This window comes from Victivallis vadensis, assembly GCF_003096415.1.
Lineage (GTDB): Bacteria > Verrucomicrobiota > Lentisphaeria > Victivallales > Victivallaceae > Victivallis > Victivallis vadensis.
This window is the reverse complement of the sequence record NZ_QEKH01000053.1, coordinates 1-20,402: the sequence shown is the minus strand read 5'-3', so window position 1 is coordinate 20,402 and position 20,402 is coordinate 1. Positions and strand designations below refer to the sequence as shown.

Sequence of the window (20,402 nt, the reverse complement as noted above, 5' to 3'; positions counted from 1 at the left end):
AGAAAATCTTTCAGCTCCCACGGATTTTCTGCTTGCTTTTCCATTTTCTCCGTTGTATAGTACTTCTCATTGAACCAGTTTCAGGAAAACTTTAGTAATAAGAAGAGACAGGTCATTATGAAAAAGGGAAATTTTACGCTTATTGAGCTTTTGGTTGTGATTGCGATCATCGCGATTCTTGCCGGCATGCTCTTGCCGGCGCTGAACAAGGCGCGTGCCTCTGCAATGAAGATCGACTGTACCAATAATCTCAAGCAGATCGGGACCGCGCTCGCCATGTATGCGGGCGATCAGCAGAATTTTCCTCCCGCCGATCAGGAAAAGATGGAAGACTACCACCTGCAGCGCTGGTATCACCGCCTCCGCCCTTATCTCGGCAGCAAAGAGGTGGTGACCGACTGGAAGCGGGCGACCGAAACCGGCCGGGAAGGTGCGCTCTTCTGCAAAGCCACCGAAGTGGTTTATGGCGGCGATGGACTTTCCAACACGCTCTCCTACTCGATGAACACCTTCTTCGACCTTGTGAAGGAACACAATTTCAGGCCGGCTCAGAAGTGCCAGAGTACGGACTGGTATCCGACCTGCATGGTGCGTCCCGAAAGCCGCACCTCGCATGTTTCAAACAGCAAAATCATCTTCGTCAGCGAACTGGGCCACCAGAGCGACGGCTATACGCATCCGTCGATTCGCACCCGTGACAACTATTTCGGCCTTGACGGCAGCACTTCGCCCGATCTGCGGCACGGCGGCAAAAACGCGCTGATGTTCGATCTTCATGTCGAACTCGTCACTCCGCAGAAGGTGGCGAAGGAACTTTATCTGTACTGATTCGGAAAGGAGTACCGCCATGTGTTTTCTCTCTCCGGCTTTGAGGCGGATCGTGACCGCCCTGTCCGCCGGTTCCGCGCTGATCGCCGCGGCCGGCGAACCGGTGATCCTGCGGGATTTCAGCGACTCCGCGCGTTATACGGTCCGGAAGCCGTTCGCCGTCCCGTCGCCGGACGGCGCGACCCTCAGGATCGACACGACGGCAAGCGGGGACGAGTGGACCCCGGTTTTCCTGACTGCGCCCGGCATGCTGAAGCCGTCCACCACTTACGTCGCGACGTTCCGCTGCCGGGTCGACGGCCCTGATATGAATACGAAATACCTGTGTTTCCTCAGCCGGCCCGCCTCTTCCGGAAACGGCGCGCTTGATACGATGTTCGAGCGAGGCGGCGGCAGCGCCTCCTTCCGGCCGGTCAGGATCAAATTCCGTACCGGAAACGCTGCGGATTACGCATTTCAGATTCATACTTACCGGCAGCTGAAAGGGGAGATCTCCGATTTCCGGCTTGTCGAACAGAGCAGGGAGGACAGTTACTACCCAGCCGTGCGAAATGCCGCACCCTACACCGGGCCGTGGGGGGGCATTGCCGACCGGCGCAAAGGAGTTTTCGATCGACCAGCCGTCGAATCCGGGCGGAAGCGTCGTCAGGGCGGCTGATTTCGGAGTCTCCGCCGATGCGGCCGACAATGTCGATGCGCTGAACCGCGCCCTTGAGCACTGCCGGAAAAACGGAGCGGCAAAGCTGGTCGTCGCTCCCGGGACTTACCGGATGACCGCCGACCGGCCGGTGAACCTTGAAAGAATGCGGGACTTCATCTTTGACGGCGGCGGCGCGACGTTCGTCTGGCACAAAAAGCGCGAAGCGAATTTCCGGCTCAACGGCTGTGAGCGGATCGTGATGCGCAACTTCAAGATGGACTGGGACTGGGAAAAGGACCCGCTGGCCAGTCTGGTCGAAGTCGTCGGCGCTTCCGCCGGCCACGTCGATTTCCGCTTCAACGACTATGAGACGTTTCCGCGCCGTGACGTGCGGGTCATCGTCGTCTCCAGCTACGATCCGGCCACGAAATCGGTCGGAATTGAGGGGGGCTTCGACTGTTTTGCGGGACAGCATGGGGCCGAAACGGAGTGGCTTTCAGGGAATGTGCTTCGGATGCACGGTAAAAACCTGCCGCTTTTCCGCAAGGGACAGCTTTTCCGCATGCAGCACTACTACTACAACATGGATGGCTTCGCGATGAGCGACAACCGCCACCTGACGCTTGAGGACATCGATATTTACTCCTGTGCCGGAAGCGCTTTCGTGATCAGCGGCGTCCAGCAGTACTGGGAGTTCCGGCGGGTCAATATCGCCGCGCCGGAGGGAATGGCCCGCCGGCTCATCACCTGTGCGGGCGACCACTGCCACATCAGGCGCTCGCGCGGATTCTTCAGGATGGAGGATTGCGAATTCAGCCTCGGCGCGGATGACTGCCTGAATGCGCACGATACCTCCGGTTACGCCGAAAAGTCCGGCACGCACTCGGTTACGACGCGAAACGTCACATCCATCGACACTTTCCGTCCCGGCGCGCCGGTCGAGCTCCGCCACGGCGACTATTCCCCGGCCGGGTTCCGTTCCGCGATCCGGTCGATCCGTCCCGTCGATGAGGAAAAGGGCATGTACGAAATTACCTTCGAGGAGCCGGTTCCGGAGCCGGTCGATTGCGGTTTTGTTCTGTTCAACTGGACCTACGACACGCGGAACATCATTGTGCGGAACTGTTTCTTCCACGACAACCGCGCGCGCGGAGTCCTGTTGCTCGGACGCGACATCACGCTCGAAAACAACCATTTCCGGCACAACGACATGGGGGCGGTCAAGATCGAAACCGGCTACACCTTCAACCTGTGGAGCGAGGGATACGGCGCGGACAATATCGTCGTGCGGAACAACCGTTTCGACAGCGTGAATCCGCGCGGCGCCGGCAGCGACGGCAAGGCGCGCGACATTTACATGGGCGTCTACATGGAAACCGATCCGTCAACGCTGCGGACCGATTACCCGATCCTGTCGAACATCCTGTTTGAAAACAACACGTTCAAGGACAGTTACGGGCTTGTCGCCTTCATCAGCTCGGCCGGGAACGTGACGTTCCGCGACAACACCTTTGTGAATCCGACGCCGCGCCGGGAGCCGTTGCCCTGCCGCGCCGCGTTTTACGTGACCAACGCAAACGGGGTCAGGATCGTGAACAACCGCTACATCGCTTCGCCGAACGTGCCGAACCCCGGCGTTTACGCCGACCCGGATTCGGTGAAGGGGCTTGTCGCCGCCGGAAACACCGTCGTCAGCGAATAGCGTCAATGAGAGGAGGGAAATACTTCGGACTTCCGGGTGTTATTTTGAATTTCCATGCTATATTATCCGGCATGCGGACCATAACACAAAAGGAGTTTTTGTATGAACCTCGCGAAACTGTTTTATACCAGCCCGGAAGCGGTCGGATTGCGGCGGCTGCCGGTGCGGGCGACACTCTATCCTTTCGACTCCGTCGAGGCGGCGCGGGCCGTCCGCAAGGAGAGTTCGCCGTTTGTGCTCGACCTTGACGGCAGCTGGGCGTTCCGCTACCTGACCGATCCGGCGGCGCTGGATGAAACGGTCGCCGATCCGGCGCTGGACGATTCCGGCTGGGAGCGGGCGGAGGTTCCGGGCTGCTGGGTGATGCACGGCTACGACCATCCCCACTACACCAATGTGCAGATGCCGTTCGCGGAGATGCCGCCGGAGGTCCCCGCCGGGAATCCGACCGGCGTTTACCGCCGCACGTTCACGCTGCCGGAGGCGTGGGCCGCCCGGCGCAACGTGCTTCATTTCGACGGTGCGGAGAGCTGTTTTCTGGCCTTTGTGAACGGGCAACTGGTCGGCGGCTCGAAGGATTCGCGCGGAGCGACTGAATTCGACCTGACGGGCATCGCCCATGCCGGGGAGAACCAGCTGACGGTGGTGGTGATCAAGTGGTCCGACGGCACCTTCCTGGAGGATCAGGATCACTGGTACTTGCCGGGGCTTTCCCGCAGCGTTTACCTCTACAGCACGCCGCAGGCCCATATCGCGGATCTGTTTGCCAAAAGCACGCTGAAAGAGGACCTGACCACCGGGCTGCTCGACCTCGAACTCTTTTACGGCGTCCCGGAGCTGAAGGCCGCCGACGCGCTGGAAATTTCGGCGAAACTCTACGCTCCCGACGGTTCGGCGGCATGGGAGGGGCTGGTCCGTTCGGCGAAGGTCGAGGGGATGTTCGGCAACGGCTCCGATCCGGCCCGGCTGGCCTGCCGCAGCGTGGTCGAATTGCCGGACGTCGCGCCGTGGAGCGCGGAAGCGCCGAACCTCTACACGCTGGCCGTCGCGATCACCGATGAATCCGGCCGCTGCGTTGATGCGACTTCGACCCGGATCGGTTTCCGGCGCTACGAGGTGCGCCGCCGCGAATTTCTGGTCAACGGGCAGCCGGTGCGGATCTGCGGCATGAACCGCCACGACCACCACGACACGCTCGGCAAAGCGGTGCCGTATGAGACGATGAAGCTCGACCTTGTGACCATGAAGCGGTTCAATGTGAATGCGGTGCGCACCTGCCACTACCCGAATGCACCGGAATTCTACGACCTCTGCGACGAACTGGGGTTCTATGTGGTGGACGAGGCGAACATCGAACATCACGCGTTCTATAACGACCTCTGCCGCAATCCGCAGTGGACCGCCGCCTTTGCCGACCGCGCCGCGCGGCTGGTCGAGCGCGACAAGAACCACGCCTGCGTCTACGCGTGGAGCCTCGGCAATGAATCCGGGCTGGGCGCGAATCAGGCGGCGATGGCCGGCTACATCCGGTTCCGCGACGACAGCCGGTTGTTGCATTACGAAGGGGCGGTATCGGGGCAATGGGTGGACTGCGTGCCGAACCGGGCGGTCACCGATTTCATCTGCCCGATGTATCCGTCGATCGAGATGCTGGTCCGTTGGTCGGAGAACAACCGGGACGACCGCCCGCTCGTGATGTGCGAATTCAATCACGCGATGGGCAACAGCAACGGCAGCCTCAAAGACTACTTCGAGGCGTTCGACCGCTATCCCGGCCTGCAGGGCGGTTTCATCTGGGAGTGGATCGACCACGGCATCCGCAAAGAAACACCCGACGGCCGCGCTTACTGGGCCTACGGCGGCGACTTCGGCGACACGCCGAACGACGCGAACTTCTGCACCGACGGCATCGTGTGGCCGGACCGCACGCCGCATCCCGGACTTTATGAATTCAAGGCGCTGGCGCAGCCGGTCGGGATCACGCTGCTCGATGCGGCTTCGGGCCGGATCGAACTTTTCAACCGCCGCTGGTTCACCGGTCTGGACGACCTCGCGCTCGACTGGGTGCTGGAGGCGGACGGCCGCCGGGCCGGTGGCGGCACGGAGCCGGTTCCCGCGACCGCGCCGCGCAGCCGGACGTATCTGACGCTGCCGGTGGAGCGCCCGGAAACGATGCCCGGCGAGAAGCTGGTGCTGCGCGTGTCGTTGAAGCTGAAAAACGCCTGCGCGTGGGCCGAAGCCGGCCATGAAGTCGCATTCGGAGCCTTTGAACTTCCGGCGCTGTCGGTCGCGAAGCCGCTTCCGGCGGAGCCGCTGCCGACCGGGGTGAAGAAGCTGGCCGACCGCGCCGAACTGCTGGCCGGGGTGCTGACGGCGCAGGTGAACGCCTCCGGCATTACCGCGATGAGTTTCGGCGGCGCGGAGCTGCTGAAGCGTGGGCCGCGGCTGAATCTGTGGCGGGCCGCGACCGACAACGACGGCATCAAACTCCAGCTTGAGGAGTCCCGCACCGGATGGCGCAAGGCACTGCACGTGTGGACGGAGAAGGGGTACGACCGCTTCCGGGCGGTGCCGGACGAGTTCGCCGCACTCGGCGACGCGGTCGAACTGCGCAGCATGGTCTCCTGCCCCGGCATCGACGGGATCGAATTGGAGTTCACCCAGTTGCTGCGGCCGCTCCCCGCGGGGGCGGTCGAAGTGTTGAGCACCTTTGTGGTGCCGCCGGAGTTCGACGACCTGCCGCGCCTCGGGCTGACGCTGGAACTGCCGCCGGAGTTCGCGAACGTCGAATATTTCGGGTTGGGGCCGCTGGAGAACTACATCGACCGCGACGCCGCCGTCTGGCCGGGATTGTTCCGCACCACGGTGGATGAGATGTATGTGCCCTACATCATGCCGCAGGAGAACGGCAACCGTACCAGGGTGGAGTTCGCCGCATTCCGTCCCGGCGAGGGGGCGGGGCTGCTGGTCACGGCGCCGGGCGGCATGGAGTTCTCGGCGTCACGCTATTCGGTCGATCAGCTGTGGCGCGCGAAGCACACCTGCGACCTGACGCCGGAGAGCGTGATCTATCTGAACATCGACCTGCGGCAGCGCGGCGTCGGCACCGGCAGCTGCGGGCCGGATACCCGCGAAGCCTACCGGATCGCGCCGGGCCGCTACCAGTTCTCGATCCTGCTGGCCGGTCTGCCGGAGAAGGCGGATGCGGCAAAGCTCGCCCGTTCACTGGTGAACTAGGCAATATCTGGTTTGTATTTTTTCCGAACCGGGGTAAATTAAAAGAGGAGTAATTTGTGAAAGGCGACGGACCGGCGCAGGGGTTGTGCCGGTGTCTCCGTTGTCCTCCCGGAGGAGTCATGAGAAAATATCTGGGCCATCTGCCTGAGCGGGACCCGCTCTATCAATATCTGAAATACGAAATCCAGCCGCAGCTGGGCGGTTTCCGGGAGCACCCGGAATACCGCGTGTTCCAGCTGAACGGTTCCAACGCCGTCTATCTGTACGAGGAACGGCACGACAATCGCAAAGTGATCGGCAAGTTCTTTTTGTCGGAGCACGAACACGATCGCGGCATCGCCGCACGGCGGCTGGAGCGCGAATACGACAACCTTGCGATGATGCGTTCCTTCGGCTTTACCGGCTGGCCGCACTACATCGCCCGTCCGCTGGGGCGGAACTCCTGGCTGAACGAACTGCTGGTGGTCGAATACTGTGAGGGGGAGCTGCTGAGCAGCATCATTTCGCGGGCGATCGGGACGCGCGACGACGGGTTGCTGTTCGCGAAACTGACCGCGCTGGCGTACTTCCTGGTCACGTTCCACAACCGCACCGCGACCGGATACCGCGTGGATTTCAATGAAACCTGTTCGTATACGGAGAGCCTGATCCGGCGGCTGATCGACACCGGCACGATCACGCCGGAGCGGATGAGTGAATTGTACTGGCTGCGCGACCGCTGGCGCGAACAGCCGAAGATGTGGGAGGACTGCCAGGTGTTCGCGCACGGCGACGCGACGCCGGAAAATTTCCTGTTCGGCGACGGGCTGAGCGTGATCTCCTTTGACCTCGAACGGGTCCGGCGCGCCGACCGGGTCTACGACGCCGGGCGCATCGCCGGGGAGCTGATGCACTTTTTCCTGCTCGAAACCGGCAACAAATACGCGGCGGAGCCGTTCATCGGCCATTTCCTGTGGGAGTATTCCTGCCATTTCCCGGACCGGAAGCGGGCGTTCGACTCGATCACGCGCCGGGTGCCGTTTTACATGGGGATCACGCTGCTGCGGATCGCCCGCAACGACTGGCTGTGCATGGAGCACCGGCGCAAGCTGGTCCATGAGGCCGTACAATGCCTGAGGAGGTGGACGGTATGATCCGCGGATTGATTTTCGACATCAACGGAACCGTGACGGATATCCTGACGGATGAGGGGTGCGGGGAAATCTACCGGGTGCTGAGCAACTTTCTCGATTACCAGGGGATTTCGCTGAGCCCTGATTCGGTGCGGCAGCTCTATTTCGATTTGAACAAACGGCAGCGGCGGGAGAGCAAAGAGGAGTTCCCGGAGTTCGACGTGGTGGAAATTTTCCGGGAAATCGTCGAAACTTACGCGACCGGGTTTACCCATTCGCTGCCGAAAGCGCGGCGCAAGGTGTTGCCGGAGATGCTTGCGGAGGTGTTCCGGGCGGCCTCCCGCTTCAAGCTGCAGCTCTATCCGGGCGTGAGGGAGGTGCTGGATGGGTTGCGCGGCCGCTATCAGCTCGCGGCGCTCTCCGACGGGCAGGCGCTCTGGGCGGTCCCGGAGCTTCAGTCGGTCGGGCTGCTGGACTATTTCAAGCCGGTGATCGTGTCGAGCGACCTCGGCTACCGCAAGCCGGATGTGCGCATGTTCGAGTCGATGCTGGTGGAGATGAACCTGACTCCCGCCGAGGTGATCTTCATCGGTAACGACATGTACCGCGATGTATTCGGAGCGAACCGGCTCGGCATCAAAACGGTGTTTTTCAAGTCCAATCAGGGCGAACAGCGCAAATCGGGCGCGGAACCGGACTACATCATCTACGACTTCCGCCAGCTTCCCGAAGCGGTCCGCTTCCTCGAAGCGCGGGCATGAAAAATGCGCGGCGGGAAACGCCGCGCACTGTGGAGCCGGGCCGGGATCAGAAGTGGATCACTTCGCCTTTCCGGGCGGATTCGAATACTGCTTCAAGCAGCTTCATCAGCCGCCGCTGCTGGTCGTGGGTCACCACGATTTCGGCTTCGCCGTGCAGGGTGGCGATCACGTTCTTATAGTATTCGGCCCAGTCGGATTTGACCTTTTCAACCGGGAATTTTTCGACGGTTTTTTCATTGCGCGGGGCCATCGTGCGGGTCAGGCCGGCGCCGGCCTGAATCGGCGGCACGTCGTCTTCGCCGCGATTGTAGATTTTCGCGATTTCGCCTTCGCAGTCCCAGTTGCGGATGATCACTGAACCGCTGTCGCCGAACGCATACCAGCGCGGCATTTCGATATAATTGCAGGTGCCGACCTCGGCGATCCATTCGACGCCGTTGTCGAATTTCGCCAATACGGTGAAACCGTCGTCGCACTCGTCGTTGGTGATGTTGGTCAACGTGGCATAGAGGGAGAGCAGTTTCGCGTCGCCCATCATGGTCAGCATCTGGTCGAGCAGGTGAACGCCCCAATCGAGCACCATGCCGCCGCCGTGTTCCTTTTCCTCACGCCAGCCGGAGGGGATGCCGCGGGAGCCGTGGACGCGGGATTCGATGCGGTAGATGCTGCCGAGCTGCTTTTCGTCGAAAATCTTTTTGACGGTCAGATAATCCTCGTCCCAGCGGCGGTTCTGATGCACGGTGAAGAGTTTGCCGTACTTGTTCGCGGCGGCGATCATCTCGTCAAGTTCGGCGCTGTTCATGGCGACCGGCTTTTCGCAGATCACGTTTTTGCCGGCGGCGAGGGCGGCGATCACGATCTCCTTGTGGACATCGTTCGGAGTGGCGACCGTGACGAGGTCGATCCGGGGATCCGCCAGCAGCTCCTCGCGGGAGGCGTAGGCGTGAATGCCGCGGCTCTTCGCAAGCTCATTCTGCTTCGGGTCGATGTCGTAGACACCGATCAATTCGATGCCGTCGACTGTCTGCATTTTTTCCGAGTGGAAGTTGCCCATCCCGCCGTAACCGATCACGGCGCCGCCGATTGTTCTCTTGGTCATAAGCTCTTGCTGCTCTTTCTGTTAACCGAATTGGCCGGACTCCGGCCCGTGACAACGCTATTATTAATGTAGACCGGCGATTGTAAAATGCAATTGGTTTTTGGAGGAAAAACAGGTATTTCAGAGGTTCGAGCATACGTGCGGCGGCAAAGTACCGCTGCCGGCGGCAAGGTGCCGCTGCCGAGTGCGCCCGCCAATGCCCCTCCAGGAGGCGTGCGGCGGCAAGGTGCCGCTGCCGAGTGCGCCCGCCAATGCCCCTCCGGGGGGGCGTGCGGCGGCAAGGTGCCGCTGCCGGGTGCGCGCTCTACGCCCTTCGGGGTCGCGCGGCGGCTGGCACATGCAGGCGAAGGTCGGTCACCATAACCACTTTCGTGGCGCACAATAAGCGCGTGCGGCAAGGTGCCGCTGCCGAGTGCGCCCGCCAATGCCCTCCGGGGGGCGTGCGTGCAGCCAGTACAGGCAAAGCATCGGTCGGTCAGCATAACCCTTGCGCGGCGCATAAATAAGGCCGCAATGGCACTTACGCGGCGCACAAATATAAGGTCGCAATGGCACTTACGCGGCGCACAATAAGCGCGGCAAGCGCCGCGAACGAATGTGAGGGGATTACTTGCTTCCAGCAAGTAACGAGGAACGGTAGTGACGAAGCCGAACGTAGTGAGCGAAGCCCCCCCTGGCGTAGCCCGCAACGCGGGCGTTGAAGGGGTTGGCCGCCGCAGGCGGACAAGTAAGCGGCGAAGCCGCGCCCGCGAGCGGAAGTGCTTCGCAACCAGACTGGCCCCCGCCACCGGCGAGGGGGTCCGGGGGACGTGCGCGACGTCCCCCGGAGCCATCCGCAGGCCGGAGGTGCGGTGCTCACTACCCTCCGGGCACCTTGCCTGTTCTTGCAGTCAAAAGTTGTTACCCTCCGGGCTGCTCTGCCTGTTTCTAACGCACTGCAAAGCCGAATATAAAACCGACGCGCGACTTGGAGTGCGGAGATGAATCTCCGCACTCCAAGGTTGCCGCGCGGCCTTTCCGGGCTTTGTACCCACGGACTGGTACGGAAGGCACGGAAGTTCCAAGGTTGCCGCAGACACTTTGCGTCGCAGGAGCAAGCGCGCAGAGGTTTAGAGCTTATCCCTAAATAAGCTCTTACTTTTTCTGCCCGTTTTCGAAGTAGCGGACCAGTGCCGGATCGAGCGGCGGGATCTCCTGAGGCATGTTGCCGTCACGCATGGAGCGGTGGCCGAGAACGCCGGCGGCCACTGCGTTGCGGGCGGCGACCGGGGAGGCGTTGGTGGGGGCGCCGTCGCGGACGAAGGCGAGAAAACTGTCCACGATCTTCGGATCCGAACCGCCGTGGGTGCCGGCTTCCGGTTTCAGGTTGTAAACGAGATCGGGGGTGGAACGGGGGCCGCGCCGGTTCCAGACGTGGATCTGGCAGTTGCCGGAGTCGCCGATGTTTTCGATCCGGCCCCGGGTACCGATGAAGGTGTAGTTGCGCTCGGCGTCAGGGGAGTAATGACACTGCATGTAGGTCGCCTGCGCGCCGCTGGCCAGCTGCATCAGGATCATGTTGTGGTCTTCCACGTCGATGACGGGAGAGAAACCGGTCTGCTCCAGCGGCGGATAGTGGGCGTCGGACCATTGGGCGCAGCCCGGCACGTCCGGGGAGCGGCGGCCGCAGCGGTTGTAGACCGAGAGCATGCCCATGCCGACCACGCGCCGGGTGTAGGAGCCCATCAGCCAGTGCATCACGTCGATGTCGTGGGCGCCCTTCTGCAGCAGCAGTCCGCAGGTGTTTTTCTGCTCGGAGTGCCAGTCGCGGAAGTAGGCGTCGCCGCCGTAGTTGATGAAGTGGCGGCACCAGCCGCACTGGATTTCTCCGATCATGCCGGAGTCGATCACCTGTTTCATGGTCAGGATGCTGGCGAAATACCGCATATTGTGGCCGACGAACAGCTTGGAGCCGGTCCGCATCGCGGTTTCGAGAATCCGGTCGCAGCCTTCGAGGGTGATCGCCATCGGTTTTTCAAGATAGACGGCCTTGCCCGCCTCCAGCGCGGCGACGGTCATCTCCTCGTGCAGGAAATCCGGAGCCATCACAAAGACTACCTTGATTTCGGGATCGGCAAGGAGTTCGCGGTAGTCGGAGGTGACGGCGGCGCCGGGATATTTTTCCTGAAACTTCCGGCGCGCTTCCGGCGACGGGTCGGCCCCCATGGCGATTTCCCAGCCGTTTTCCGGCTGGTGGGCGTTGTCGGCATGGGCGCCGCGGCCGCCGACTCCGATGACTCCGATTCTGGTGCATTTCATGATGATGAACCTTTCTGAATTGAATTTGCATCTGTCAATAAGATAGGATAAATTAAAAGAGAAAACAATGCCGGAATGTTGTTTTTTGCATCAATTTGATGAATCAAATGAAACAGGGATGTGGAATCTTGAAAATTCAGTCTTTGACACAGGCAACCGGGAGGCCGTTCCCGTTCCGGCTGCTGAACGCCGGCTGGGGGATTGCGCACAAACCGGATTGCCTGTTTGAACGCGCCGATTACGGGTACTGCACCATCGAATATGTAGCGCGGGGGAGGGGCGTGCTGGAGAGCGACGGCCGCCGGTTTGAATGCGGCCCCGGCGACGTTTATTTTCTGCACCGGCACAGCAATCACCGGTACTGGACGGACCCGGCGGAGTTGTGGCACAAGCTCTTCTGCATGGTCGACGGGGAGCTGGTTGACCTGCTGATGGACTCCTACCGGCTGGCCGGGGTGTACCGGATTGCGGAGGCGCCGCGCCTGCGGCAGCATTTCGAAGCGCTGGCGGCGCTCGGCGGAGACGGGGCGGTGCGCGATATGCGCGCGGCGGCGATCTTCCACCAGCTGCTCGAAGCCTGCGCCGAAACGCTGTACGAGCGCACGCTCCCGGCGCGGCCGGAAGTGGTCGAGCTGAAGCGGGAACTGGACGGCTGTACGGACGGCGGCTTCCGGCTGGAGGAGTTTGCCGGGCGGAGCGGCTATTCGGCGGCGCATCTGATCCGGCATTTCCGCGAGGCGTTCGGCTGCCCGCCCTACGAATATCTGATGCGGCGGCGGGTGGAAACGGCGCAGCGGCTGCTGACCTACACGCGCAAGTCGGTCAAGGAGATCGCGGCGGCGCTCGGCTTTTCGGACCAGTACTATTTTTCGGGCTGCTTCAAGGCCCGGACGGGCGTCTCCCCGACCGCCTACCGTTCTGGAAAATAGCTGTTCAGTACGCCAATCCGCGAAAACCGCTGATCCGGTGCAGTGTGATCAGGTTGCCGTTGTGGGCGGAACGGGCCTGCGCGTCCCCGGAACGGCTCAGCACGAGAAGGTCGTCGCCGTCGATGGTCATTCCGGCGTAGTGCCGCGACTCCTTCGGCGAATTGCCGATGGCGATCACTCCCGCGAAACACCAGTCGACCAGGTTGCGCGAGAAGTGAAGCACCAGCCGGTGCCGTTCGTTGTCGGGGAGGTTGTAACGCTCCGGCGGCAGCAGTTCGGGCCGGGTCATGCTGTCGGTGGTCTGGCTGGAAGCCATCCAGTACAGGCGGCCGGCCGGGTCGTATTCGATATGGAACTTCATCTGCCCGCCGGGGAGCGGCACGAAGAGGTACGGCGCTCCGCCCGGCGTGGAGAACATGCCGATTTCAAGGCGTCCGCCGGGATGTTCGAAGCCGCGCAGCATCACCGCCATGTTGGCGATTCCCCCGGCGTGGAGCCGGGAGAGCAGAACCAGCGTCCGGTCCTCCGGGTCGTACAGGAGGTGGTTCGGGTCGCGGATGCGCAGCACGTTGGTTTCCAGACAGCCGCAGCGGCCGTTGTACCGCCCCGGAGCGGTCTCCCCTTCCGGGTAAAGCGGCATCCCGAAAGGCTGGGCCATCGCGATATGCTCCGGCAGGAAAAAGGGTTCCGAAAAGGTCCAGCTTTCCGGCCGGGTCAGGTCGGCGTTCTCGTCGGCGGAAAGCAGCACCTGCGCGACCCCCGGCCAGGTGTCGAACTCCCGCTTGCGCTCCATTTCCAGATAGAGCCTGCCGTTGTGGAAATCGATGGAGGTTCCCGGTTCGTAACTGCCTTCTGCTTCGATCACGGCGGGCGCGCTCCAGGATTCCCCGTTGTCGCAACTGGCCGAAATCAGCAGCCGCCCGCTCTGGCCGAGGGCGTAGAGCCGGCCTCCGGCCCGGAAGAGCCGGGTGTGCATCATCGGCAGTTGCGCGGTTTCGCGCCAGGTGACGCCGCGATCGTCGGAGACGTGGATGCGCAGCTGGTTGGCGAGCCCGAAGTCGCCGCTGTCGCTTTTGGGGCCTTCCAGTTCGGCCACACCGGCGCCGCCGAGGTCGAAGGAGGCGACCAGCCTGCCCGCCTCCCCGCGGCAGATCGAGGGGGAGTAGCAGTAGACGTCCTGAGGCGAGGGCGAACGGAACAGGATGGTTTCGGTTGCGACGGGTTTCATTTTGGTTCCCCTCCGAAACGGGTCCGGTACATGCTGTCGGCCACGGCGCGCGCCGCCTCCACCAGTTCGGGATAGGGGCGGTCGGCCACGTCGAGGAAGCCGATGTTGTAATTTTCGCCGTCGAAGATCCGTCCGGTCACCGGCTGGTCGACGTACTGGAAGTAGTGGGCGCCGACGAAGCGCGGGTGCTTCAGGGCGGATTCCAGATAGTTCCGGTAACTGGCGGCGCGTTCGGACTGGTTCGCAACCTCGACCACGCCGCCGCCGAACATGCCGCGGTCGGTCGCGCCGAAGTGGAATTCGGTGGCGATCACCGGCGCGTCGAACTGTTCCGCGACCGCGATTCCGTCCACATTGCCGGAATAGTGGTTCAGGGAGATCACGTCGCAGTATCTGGCGGCGGCGGCCCAGGTCAGCGGCGTGTACTGCGCCAGCCGCGCGCCGAGGTAGAGCCGCCCCGGCCACTGCTTGCGGATGGAGTCCCGGACCGTGCGGAAGTAGGTTTCGGCGGTCTGCGTGTAGAACGCGTCGAAGTCGGCGGCGGCGCGGGCCGGATCGGGCAGCTTCCGGGCGGCGGCGAGCTGTTCCCAGCCGGTGAAGGAGGTGCCCCACGCCCGGTTCAGCGCGGCGAGGTCGTTCCGGTAACGCTGCCGGAGCAGCCGGACCAGCGCCTGCTTGGCGGGCTGTTCGGGGCCGCTTGCGAAGGCGATCCCGGCCAGGTCGGCGCTCCAGTGAAGTTCGTTGTCGACGAAAAGGCCGATGCACCACGGGGAAGCGGCGATTTTCCCCGCGCCGCGGACGCAATTGTCGACGTGCTGCGGGAATTTCGGGTCGTAGACATCCCAGACGCTGCCGACTTTCCAAGCGCCGCCGCCGATCACGCGGGCGCCGCTTCCGGCCAGTGCCACGCCGACGGTGTAGGGCAGCTGCCGTGCCGCGCAGAGTTGCGGATCGCTCCAGTTCGCCAGGGTGTTGAAGCCCCAGCTTTTCAGGCGGCGCGGGGCGAGTTCGCCTGCTTTGCGGAGCCAGTCTTTGCCGTATTTCAGTTGCAGGTTGTGCATTACGAAGCTGAAGCCGGGTGCGTAGTTCCCCGAGTAGTCGCCGGAATAGATGTAACGGACGAAGTAGAAGGGCCAGTTGACGGTTTCATTGGGAGTGGGCAGTTCCTCGAACCAGCCGTTGCGCCGCAGCAGCGGCGTGCTGCTGTGGACGCCGCCGATATTGACGTGGTTCATGCCGATGGAGAAAAAGAGCCTGCCGTCGGGATCGACCAGCGTCCAGCGGCCGTCGTGGCGCGCCGTGCGGAATGCGCCGGTCGCCTCCAGCTGCGGGCCGTTTTTCCAGCCGCCGTAACGGTTCCATTCGGCGGGAGCGGGATTATTTTCAAGCTCCCGCGCTTCCGCTTCCGCCGCCGCTTTAAGCTCATTGAGCGACTTGGTCTTGCCGGGCCAGTCGGCATGACGGTACTGGCCGAACCGGTCGAGCAGCGGCAGCAGCGAGCGGTTGACCGGGCGGAACTCTCCGGAGACGGTCAGGCTGTCGACCGTGACGGAGCGGGGCCGGTTGCCGCGCGGCAGGATGAACTCCATTTTGACCACGTTGGAAACGTCGATGCCGCTCTGGGCGGGAATCTCTACCGGAATCGATTTCATGCCATGCAGCTGGAATGCGTCTCGGGCGGAGGCTTTGCGCAGCAGCGGGATGGCAACGCGTTTTTTCTCCCCCGGCAGCAGCGGGATGCGGGCGGTCAGGGAGTCCTTCTGCCAGTTGCCGCCGGGTGTGCTGATCCGCCACTCCAGCCGGATCAGGGAGTCGCCGTTGTTCCGGAACACCGCCGACAATTCGCGATAGGGCGAGAGGTCCCATTTGCCGTGCAATTCGGCGTGGGGCCACTCCAGCTCCGGCGTGAAATCGATGGTGAGCGCGCCGCCGGCGACGGAGGCGGTGGCGTTCGCTTGTTCCAGCCGTGCGGCGGCCGGGTCGATCCGCAGCGGATCGGCGGCATAGAGTCCGGCCAGCAGGAAAAGAGTGAAAACATAAGGATAGAATTTCATGATGTTCTCCGGTTATCGATAATAAAAATGATCCCACGAGTTGAGGATAAAGGGCTGGTAGACGCCGTGGTAGGCGGCGTGACCGTCGGCGAACAGGTAGTTCCGGCCCAGCCCTTTGGCGTCGTGCCGGTCGTTGGGGGTGGTCTTGGCGATGAAGGCGGCGCCGTTCGCATCCCACCACCAGCCGACCGCGTTGCCGGTGACTTCACTCATCAGGATCAGCTGTGTGGGAGTGCGGAGTCTGTGGACCGTCTGGATCATGCCGTAGTTGGTGAAGTCCCGGTAGGCGGCGCCGGAGCTTTTCTTGATCGGGCCGGAAAGGTGGAAGTTCGTGCCGTAGTGGCCGGTGTAGGTCTGCAGGTTGTTGTCCCAGTTCCGGGAACTTTCCGCCGGGCAGAGGAAGACCTTGTCGTCATGTTTCGCCAGCCCCGCCGCCTCCAGAATCCGGGTGTATCCCCAGCCGGGCGCGATGTCGTAGTAACCGGGCACGAAGCCGCCGTCGTAGCTGTCGGCGTACATCAGCTGCATGGAACCGATCTGCTTGAGATTGCTGAGGCAGCCGGCCCGCGTGGCGCTCATCCGGGCCTTGTTCAATGCGGGCAGCAGCATGGCGGCGAGAATGGCGATGATCGCTATGACGATGAGCAGCTCAATAAGGGTGAAATATTTGCGCATCTGGAGGCTCCTTATTTTCGGGTGCGGACGGATTTGCCGGGGATGAAATCGAAGGGCACGTCGATCCGGTGCGGCGTTTCATCCGAACCGTGGATCAGCTGCAGCAGCCGCTGGGCGGCCTTGGTGCCGATCCGGTCCGGGAAAAGCTCGAAACGGGCCGGTTCCGTGTGGAATGAGTCGTTGACGCCGTCGTCGAATGAAATCACACTGACGTCGGCGGGGCAGGAGAGGCCGTTTTCATGGAGCACCAGCTCCAGCGAAAGCATCGCCTTGGAGTACGGCAGGATCAGGGCTTCGGGGAAATTCCCCTCCGCCATCCATTCGCGGAAAGTCGCTGCGAGCGGAGCGGGAGCGGTGGAGCCCGAAACACGGCACTGGAAATGTTCCGCGCCGCAGCGTTCAGCGGTTTCCGCCAATGCGCCGAGCTTGCGCAGCCGCCACTCTTCGCTGTCGGGGAAATCCACGAAACCGATCCGGGTAAAGCCGTTGTCCAGCAGGTAACGAGCCGCCGCAGCTCCGGCGGAGATGTTGTCGGTCCCGACCACGTCCAGCGGGAACTCCTCGCTGCCGCAGGCGATCAATACGCAACGGATATGATGGTCGGCCAGATTGCGCAGCAGGTCGCGGTCCGGAGTGCCGATCACCAGCGCGCCGTCGGCGGCGGCGAGGCGGGCCCAGGGCCGTTCGGCACGGGTTTTATCCCAGGTGCAGAGGTTGAGGTTCACATTGTCGGTGCGCCCGAAATAGTTCCGGGCGCTGTCGAACACCGTGCTGAAGTAGGAGAGCGAAAGCATGTCCTTTTGTTCCGCGCGCGGACACAGCAGGAATTCGATGTTCAGCGTCGCCTTGCTGTTGCGGGCCGCCTGCTTGCGCTGGATCGCGGAGGTGTCGTACCCCAGCTTCGCAATGGTGTCCAGCACCCGCTTGCGGGTGTTGCCGTTCACGCGCGGGTATCGGCTCAGCACCCGTGAAACCGTCGACTGCGAGACCGAAGCGGCTGCGGCCACATCGGTCAGCGTAACCGGTTCCTTTCTTCTCATGATGAAAACTCCTTTCTGCGGATTGTGATTCATGAATGAAATCCATTAATATTATATGATAAACTTCTTCCAATGACAAGAGGTGATGAATAAAAATTGAAATTATTCATATTTATGCACGAAACGGATTCTCCGGGCCACTGTTGCAAAATTCCGGGATTTCGCTTCGGCGGGAATGCGATTTTCATAAAAATTATAGGGAGTACCGGAAAAGGGGGTTGAAGAATATGAAAACAAAGGGATACGGAATGAAGAAAAGATTGCTCCGCACGGACGCCGATGCGTGGCGCGTGCCGGAACGTTTTCACCGAAACGGCAAGATAACAGTATTTTTCATCTGTCCGCCGGAGTGCAATCCGGCGGACAGACAAATTTTTTAATCAATGCTTTCGGGGATTTTTCCCCGAAGAACCTTTCCTGACAAACAGGGAATGACAAGTTGTTTCACAAGGTAACTGGCCTCGACTCTCATCTTCTTATTTTTTTGCTTAAGTCAGAATTTATGAACTTTAATAATTCCTGCAGTTCATTTTTCTTAGCCACATCTTGCAATAATAAATTACAATTAATATCGTAATATTTACTGCGTATTATTTTTAAAAGTCGTATCAAAACAAAGGATTCAAAGGAAGTGTTTTCTGCAAATATCTTTCTATTTTCTAATAATAGATCAAGATACGCTCCAATAAAATCCCATTCTCTGTCTTTAGAAGTTGTAATTTCCAATGTGTCGATATGCCAATCAATAATTGCAATTGTTTTGGCAGGATTGGCTTGAAACGCTTTCTTTAAATATGGGAAAAGGGCTTCCTTCTGAATAGAGAGCAATCCTAACACAACAGCAGCACCATAGTCCCCGGGATTTTTCTCAATCAGCTTGAGCGCCGTTTTTTCTGCTTCTTCATATCTTTCAGTGAACATTAACGCCAAAGCATATTGCGGTGAATTTGTTACGGCGGAATCTTTTTTACCAGTCAGTTCTGGTAAATTAGCATAGATTCCTCCCCAAATTGGCAAGAAGATATTTCTACCGGCCATCAAATTATCATTATTCTGAAGTAGTTCTATAACTGTTTCTTCCAGCTTAGGCAACAGATGTATAGCTTTATCTATTTTTTGTCCTATCTGCCTCATCTGCCTTGAAACGGAAGCGGCTTTCTGATATTTAAAAGTTCTTTTCGAGTAACTCAAGGCATCTAATTCTTTGGAAATATTTCTTAAAGGGGGCACAAGAGCAATGCTTTGCTGTAACTCATCACCCCACCCCATACCGGTAGTCAAAGTCCATATTATAATACCCAATACCCAATTATTTTTTACAGCATAATACATAACGGCTCCTCAAGTTGTAATACCGCCCTGCAAGTTCAATACACCAGAATGACTATCAAGTGTCTCACCACAAAAATATGTAACAGAATATATTAGTTTGCCGCTTCCCTTATCGCCGGGACATCTATTATATTCCAGATAGGGTGGAGGGGCACTGCAATCAATGATTATCCAATCAGAAGATACCACAAAATATTTGTACTGACTTTCATCAACAATTGTCGGGCAAGCAGAATGACGGGAAACCATTTGACGGATGATTGAATGTTGTAACATATTGTCACCCAATCTCTGAATCTAGCAAGAACCTTTGTAAGTATTATAATCCCTTTGCAGTATTTTACAATCCAAATACTTCAGAAAATTAAAACTTATAAGATACTTTGAGGATTCTCCAGTGAATACCTTCAGGAGTACGCAGCGGTGCCTGTGTCGGTTCCGGCACGTCCGGGCATGAACGTGTGTAGTCCCCTTTGGTATTCCCCGCCGTGATTCCCAAAAAAGACCGCTACCTACTCCGGAAAAATCTGTTCGCCGGAAAACATCCGGCGAACAGAGATTTCTTGTCTGCTTATCTATTATAATAAATTTATTCATATATTACTTTAATTTTGTTCGTTCTTGGGATGAGTCATATAGTAATTCCCCACTTTTTTTGCCATGTTGATAATGTGAATGGGAAAAAATGGGGGCATTTTTTATTTTTTCCGTATCATATCCCCAAGATTTTAGTAAATCCCACGCTTCTGTTTCTGGAATTTTATAGAAGGTTGCTATTCCATCAATAATGTTACCTGCTCGAAGGCGATTTTTTGTTAACATTCTCAGATTATTTCCCCCTATTGACCAGCAAGGGCCTTCTTGAAGAACAATACGATTATTATCTTTAAAAATATGATAATCCTTTTTTAAGAACTTATATTGTGAATTTTCATACTTTTTAGATAACTTGTATCCTTCGGAAGAAGTCCAAATAATATACTCCGGATATATAATGACAATAATTTTCTTATCTTTAGTGACATAACTGCCTTGTAAATTTTGAAGATCAAAATTGAAAGGACAGCAACCACATATGAACAATAGGTTGCAGGTAAATATTATGAGTCGTATGTATAGCTTCATTCTAGAATTACCGTAGTCTTGTCGATATTTCTTTCAAAAGCCCATACCGGCCATTGCCCTAAATTATCGAGCGGAACTCCTGCTGCTTCAAGACAATCATAAAGAAGAGATAAACAATCATTGGGTCCTGGTATATATGTAGTTTCCATTAGTTTTTTGGTTGCCGTCGGTGGTGCTGCTGACCAGCTGGTTCGCCTTGTCGTAGGTGTAGGTCGTGGTTTTGCCCGCGACGGTCTTGCTCAGGATGTTGCCCGCCGGATCGTACACATATTTCTCGACCTCCTTGCCCGCCGGATCGATGACCGCAAGCAGCTGGCCGATCTTGTCGTACTTGTAGCTCTG

Annotated in this window: 16 protein-coding genes; 7 read left to right on the top strand and 9 right to left on the bottom strand. The window is 59.3% G+C overall.

All coding sequences use genetic code 11. The annotated features are described in order from the left end of the window. Nucleotides 1–117: 117 nt before the first annotated feature. The 6 genes from C8D82_RS19560 (at nucleotide 118) to C8D82_RS19535 (ending at nucleotide 8,280) form a co-directional block, all read left to right on the top strand. Nucleotides 118–828: a type II secretion system protein gene (locus tag C8D82_RS19560; protein ID WP_116885981.1), complete on the top strand. Its 711-nt coding sequence runs from the start codon at nucleotides 118–120 to the stop codon at nucleotides 826–828. Between the two features lie 19 nt (nucleotides 829–847). Then, complete coding sequence (locus C8D82_RS19555; RefSeq protein ID WP_116885980.1) at nucleotides 848–1,486, top strand: hypothetical protein; 639 nt, start codon at nucleotides 848–850, stop codon at nucleotides 1,484–1,486. After that, the gene (locus C8D82_RS19550; RefSeq protein ID WP_165833213.1) at nucleotides 1,413–3,170 is read left to right on the top strand and encodes a right-handed parallel beta-helix repeat-containing protein; all 1,758 of its coding nucleotides are present in this window, start codon (nucleotides 1,413–1,415) and stop codon (nucleotides 3,168–3,170) included. Before C8D82_RS19555 ends, C8D82_RS19550 begins: the two co-directional genes overlap by 74 nt. A gap of 102 nt (nucleotides 3,171–3,272) precedes the next feature. Beyond that, complete coding sequence (locus C8D82_RS19545; RefSeq protein ID WP_116885978.1) at nucleotides 3,273–6,407, top strand: glycoside hydrolase family 2 TIM barrel-domain containing protein; 3,135 nt, start codon at nucleotides 3,273–3,275, stop codon at nucleotides 6,405–6,407. A 119-nt stretch (nucleotides 6,408–6,526) separates the two neighbouring features. After that, complete coding sequence (locus tag C8D82_RS19540; RefSeq protein WP_116885977.1) at nucleotides 6,527–7,540, top strand: phosphotransferase; 1,014 nt, start codon at nucleotides 6,527–6,529, stop codon at nucleotides 7,538–7,540. Next, a complete protein-coding gene (locus C8D82_RS19535) occupies nucleotides 7,537–8,280 on the top strand; it encodes an HAD family hydrolase (RefSeq protein WP_116885976.1) in 744 nt (247 codons plus the stop codon). The genes C8D82_RS19540 and C8D82_RS19535 overlap by 4 nt, the downstream gene beginning before the upstream one ends. Before the next feature lie 46 nt (nucleotides 8,281–8,326). On the opposite strand, the gene C8D82_RS19530 is transcribed toward C8D82_RS19535, so the two are convergent. Both C8D82_RS19530 and C8D82_RS19525 read right to left on the bottom strand, forming a co-directional pair. Further along, the gene (locus C8D82_RS19530) at nucleotides 8,327–9,379 is read right to left on the bottom strand and encodes a Gfo/Idh/MocA family protein (protein ID WP_116885975.1); all 1,053 of its coding nucleotides are present in this window, start codon (nucleotides 9,377–9,379) and stop codon (nucleotides 8,327–8,329) included. A gap of 1,134 nt (nucleotides 9,380–10,513) precedes the next feature. Then, entirely contained in the window at nucleotides 10,514–11,677 is a 1,164-nt protein-coding gene (locus C8D82_RS19525; protein WP_116885974.1) for a Gfo/Idh/MocA family protein, read from the bottom strand. 128 nt (nucleotides 11,678–11,805) lie between these two features. Here C8D82_RS19525 and C8D82_RS19520 point away from each other — a divergent pair, with 128 nt between their 5' ends. After that, nucleotides 11,806–12,606, top strand: a complete 801-nt coding sequence (locus tag C8D82_RS19520) for a helix-turn-helix domain-containing protein (RefSeq protein ID WP_165833212.1) — start codon at nucleotides 11,806–11,808, stop codon at nucleotides 12,604–12,606. A gap of 4 nt (nucleotides 12,607–12,610) precedes the next feature. On the opposite strand, the gene C8D82_RS19515 is transcribed toward C8D82_RS19520, so the two are convergent. From C8D82_RS19515 to C8D82_RS19490, 7 genes are all read right to left on the bottom strand, one after another. Continuing rightward, nucleotides 12,611–13,834 carry a sialidase family protein gene (locus C8D82_RS19515; protein ID WP_116885972.1) on the bottom strand — a complete coding sequence of 408 codons (1,224 nt, stop codon included), beginning with the start codon at nucleotides 13,832–13,834 and terminating at the stop codon, nucleotides 12,611–12,613. Beyond that, complete coding sequence (locus C8D82_RS19510) at nucleotides 13,831–15,888, bottom strand: beta-galactosidase (protein WP_116885971.1); 2,058 nt, start codon at nucleotides 15,886–15,888, stop codon at nucleotides 13,831–13,833. The genes C8D82_RS19515 and C8D82_RS19510 overlap by 4 nt, the downstream gene beginning before the upstream one ends. A 12-nt stretch (nucleotides 15,889–15,900) precedes the next feature. Continuing rightward, on the bottom strand, nucleotides 15,901–16,563 hold the full coding sequence (locus tag C8D82_RS19505) for a prepilin-type N-terminal cleavage/methylation domain-containing protein (RefSeq protein WP_116885970.1): 663 nt from the start codon (nucleotides 16,561–16,563) through the stop codon (nucleotides 15,901–15,903). An 11-nt stretch (nucleotides 16,564–16,574) separates the two neighbouring features. After that, nucleotides 16,575–17,603, bottom strand: a complete 1,029-nt coding sequence (locus C8D82_RS19500; RefSeq protein WP_165833211.1) for a LacI family DNA-binding transcriptional regulator — start codon at nucleotides 17,601–17,603, stop codon at nucleotides 16,575–16,577. 468 nt (nucleotides 17,604–18,071) lie between these two features. Continuing rightward, nucleotides 18,072–18,935: a tetratricopeptide repeat protein gene (locus tag C8D82_RS19495; RefSeq protein ID WP_116885968.1), complete on the bottom strand. Its 864-nt coding sequence runs from the start codon at nucleotides 18,933–18,935 to the stop codon at nucleotides 18,072–18,074. 600 nt (nucleotides 18,936–19,535) lie between these two features. Continuing rightward, nucleotides 19,536–20,060, bottom strand: a complete 525-nt coding sequence (locus tag C8D82_RS20900) for a hypothetical protein (protein WP_133245306.1) — start codon at nucleotides 20,058–20,060, stop codon at nucleotides 19,536–19,538. Nucleotides 20,061–20,177: 117 nt separating this feature from the next. Beyond that, on the bottom strand, nucleotides 20,178–20,402 hold a 225-nt coding region (locus tag C8D82_RS19490), incomplete at its 5' end, for an RHS repeat domain-containing protein (RefSeq protein ID WP_133245305.1).

What these genes read in the sequence shown, in the direction of transcription:
- C8D82_RS19560 (WP_116885981.1), top strand. Translation starts at nt 118, where the DNA reads ATGAAAAAGGGAAATTTTACGCTTATTGAGCTTTTGGTTGTGATTGCG.
- C8D82_RS19555 (WP_116885980.1), top strand. Translation starts at nt 848, where the DNA reads ATGTGTTTTCTCTCTCCGGCTTTGAGGCGGATCGTGACCGCCCTGTCC.
- C8D82_RS19545 (WP_116885978.1), top strand. Translation starts at nt 3,273, where the DNA reads ATGAACCTCGCGAAACTGTTTTATACCAGCCCGGAAGCGGTCGGATTG.
- C8D82_RS19540 (WP_116885977.1), top strand. Translation starts at nt 6,527, where the DNA reads ATGAGAAAATATCTGGGCCATCTGCCTGAGCGGGACCCGCTCTATCAA.
- C8D82_RS19535 (WP_116885976.1), top strand. Translation starts at nt 7,537, where the DNA reads ATGATCCGCGGATTGATTTTCGACATCAACGGAACCGTGACGGATATC.
- C8D82_RS19530 (WP_116885975.1), bottom strand. Translation starts at nt 9,379, where the DNA reads ATGACCAAGAGAACAATCGGCGGCGCCGTGATCGGTTACGGCGGGATG.
- C8D82_RS19525 (WP_116885974.1), bottom strand. Translation starts at nt 11,677, where the DNA reads ATGAAATGCACCAGAATCGGAGTCATCGGAGTCGGCGGCCGCGGCGCC.
- C8D82_RS19515 (WP_116885972.1), bottom strand. Translation starts at nt 13,834, where the DNA reads ATGAAACCCGTCGCAACCGAAACCATCCTGTTCCGTTCGCCCTCGCCT.
- C8D82_RS19510 (WP_116885971.1), bottom strand. Translation starts at nt 15,888, where the DNA reads ATGAAATTCTATCCTTATGTTTTCACTCTTTTCCTGCTGGCCGGACTC.
- C8D82_RS19505 (WP_116885970.1), bottom strand. Translation starts at nt 16,563, where the DNA reads ATGCGCAAATATTTCACCCTTATTGAGCTGCTCATCGTCATAGCGATC.
- C8D82_RS19500 (WP_165833211.1), bottom strand. Translation starts at nt 17,603, where the DNA reads ATGAGAAGAAAGGAACCGGTTACGCTGACCGATGTGGCCGCAGCCGCT.
- C8D82_RS19495 (WP_116885968.1), bottom strand. Translation starts at nt 18,935, where the DNA reads ATGTATTATGCTGTAAAAAATAATTGGGTATTGGGTATTATAATATGG.
- C8D82_RS20900 (WP_133245306.1), bottom strand. Translation starts at nt 20,060, where the DNA reads ATGAAGCTATACATACGACTCATAATATTTACCTGCAACCTATTGTTC.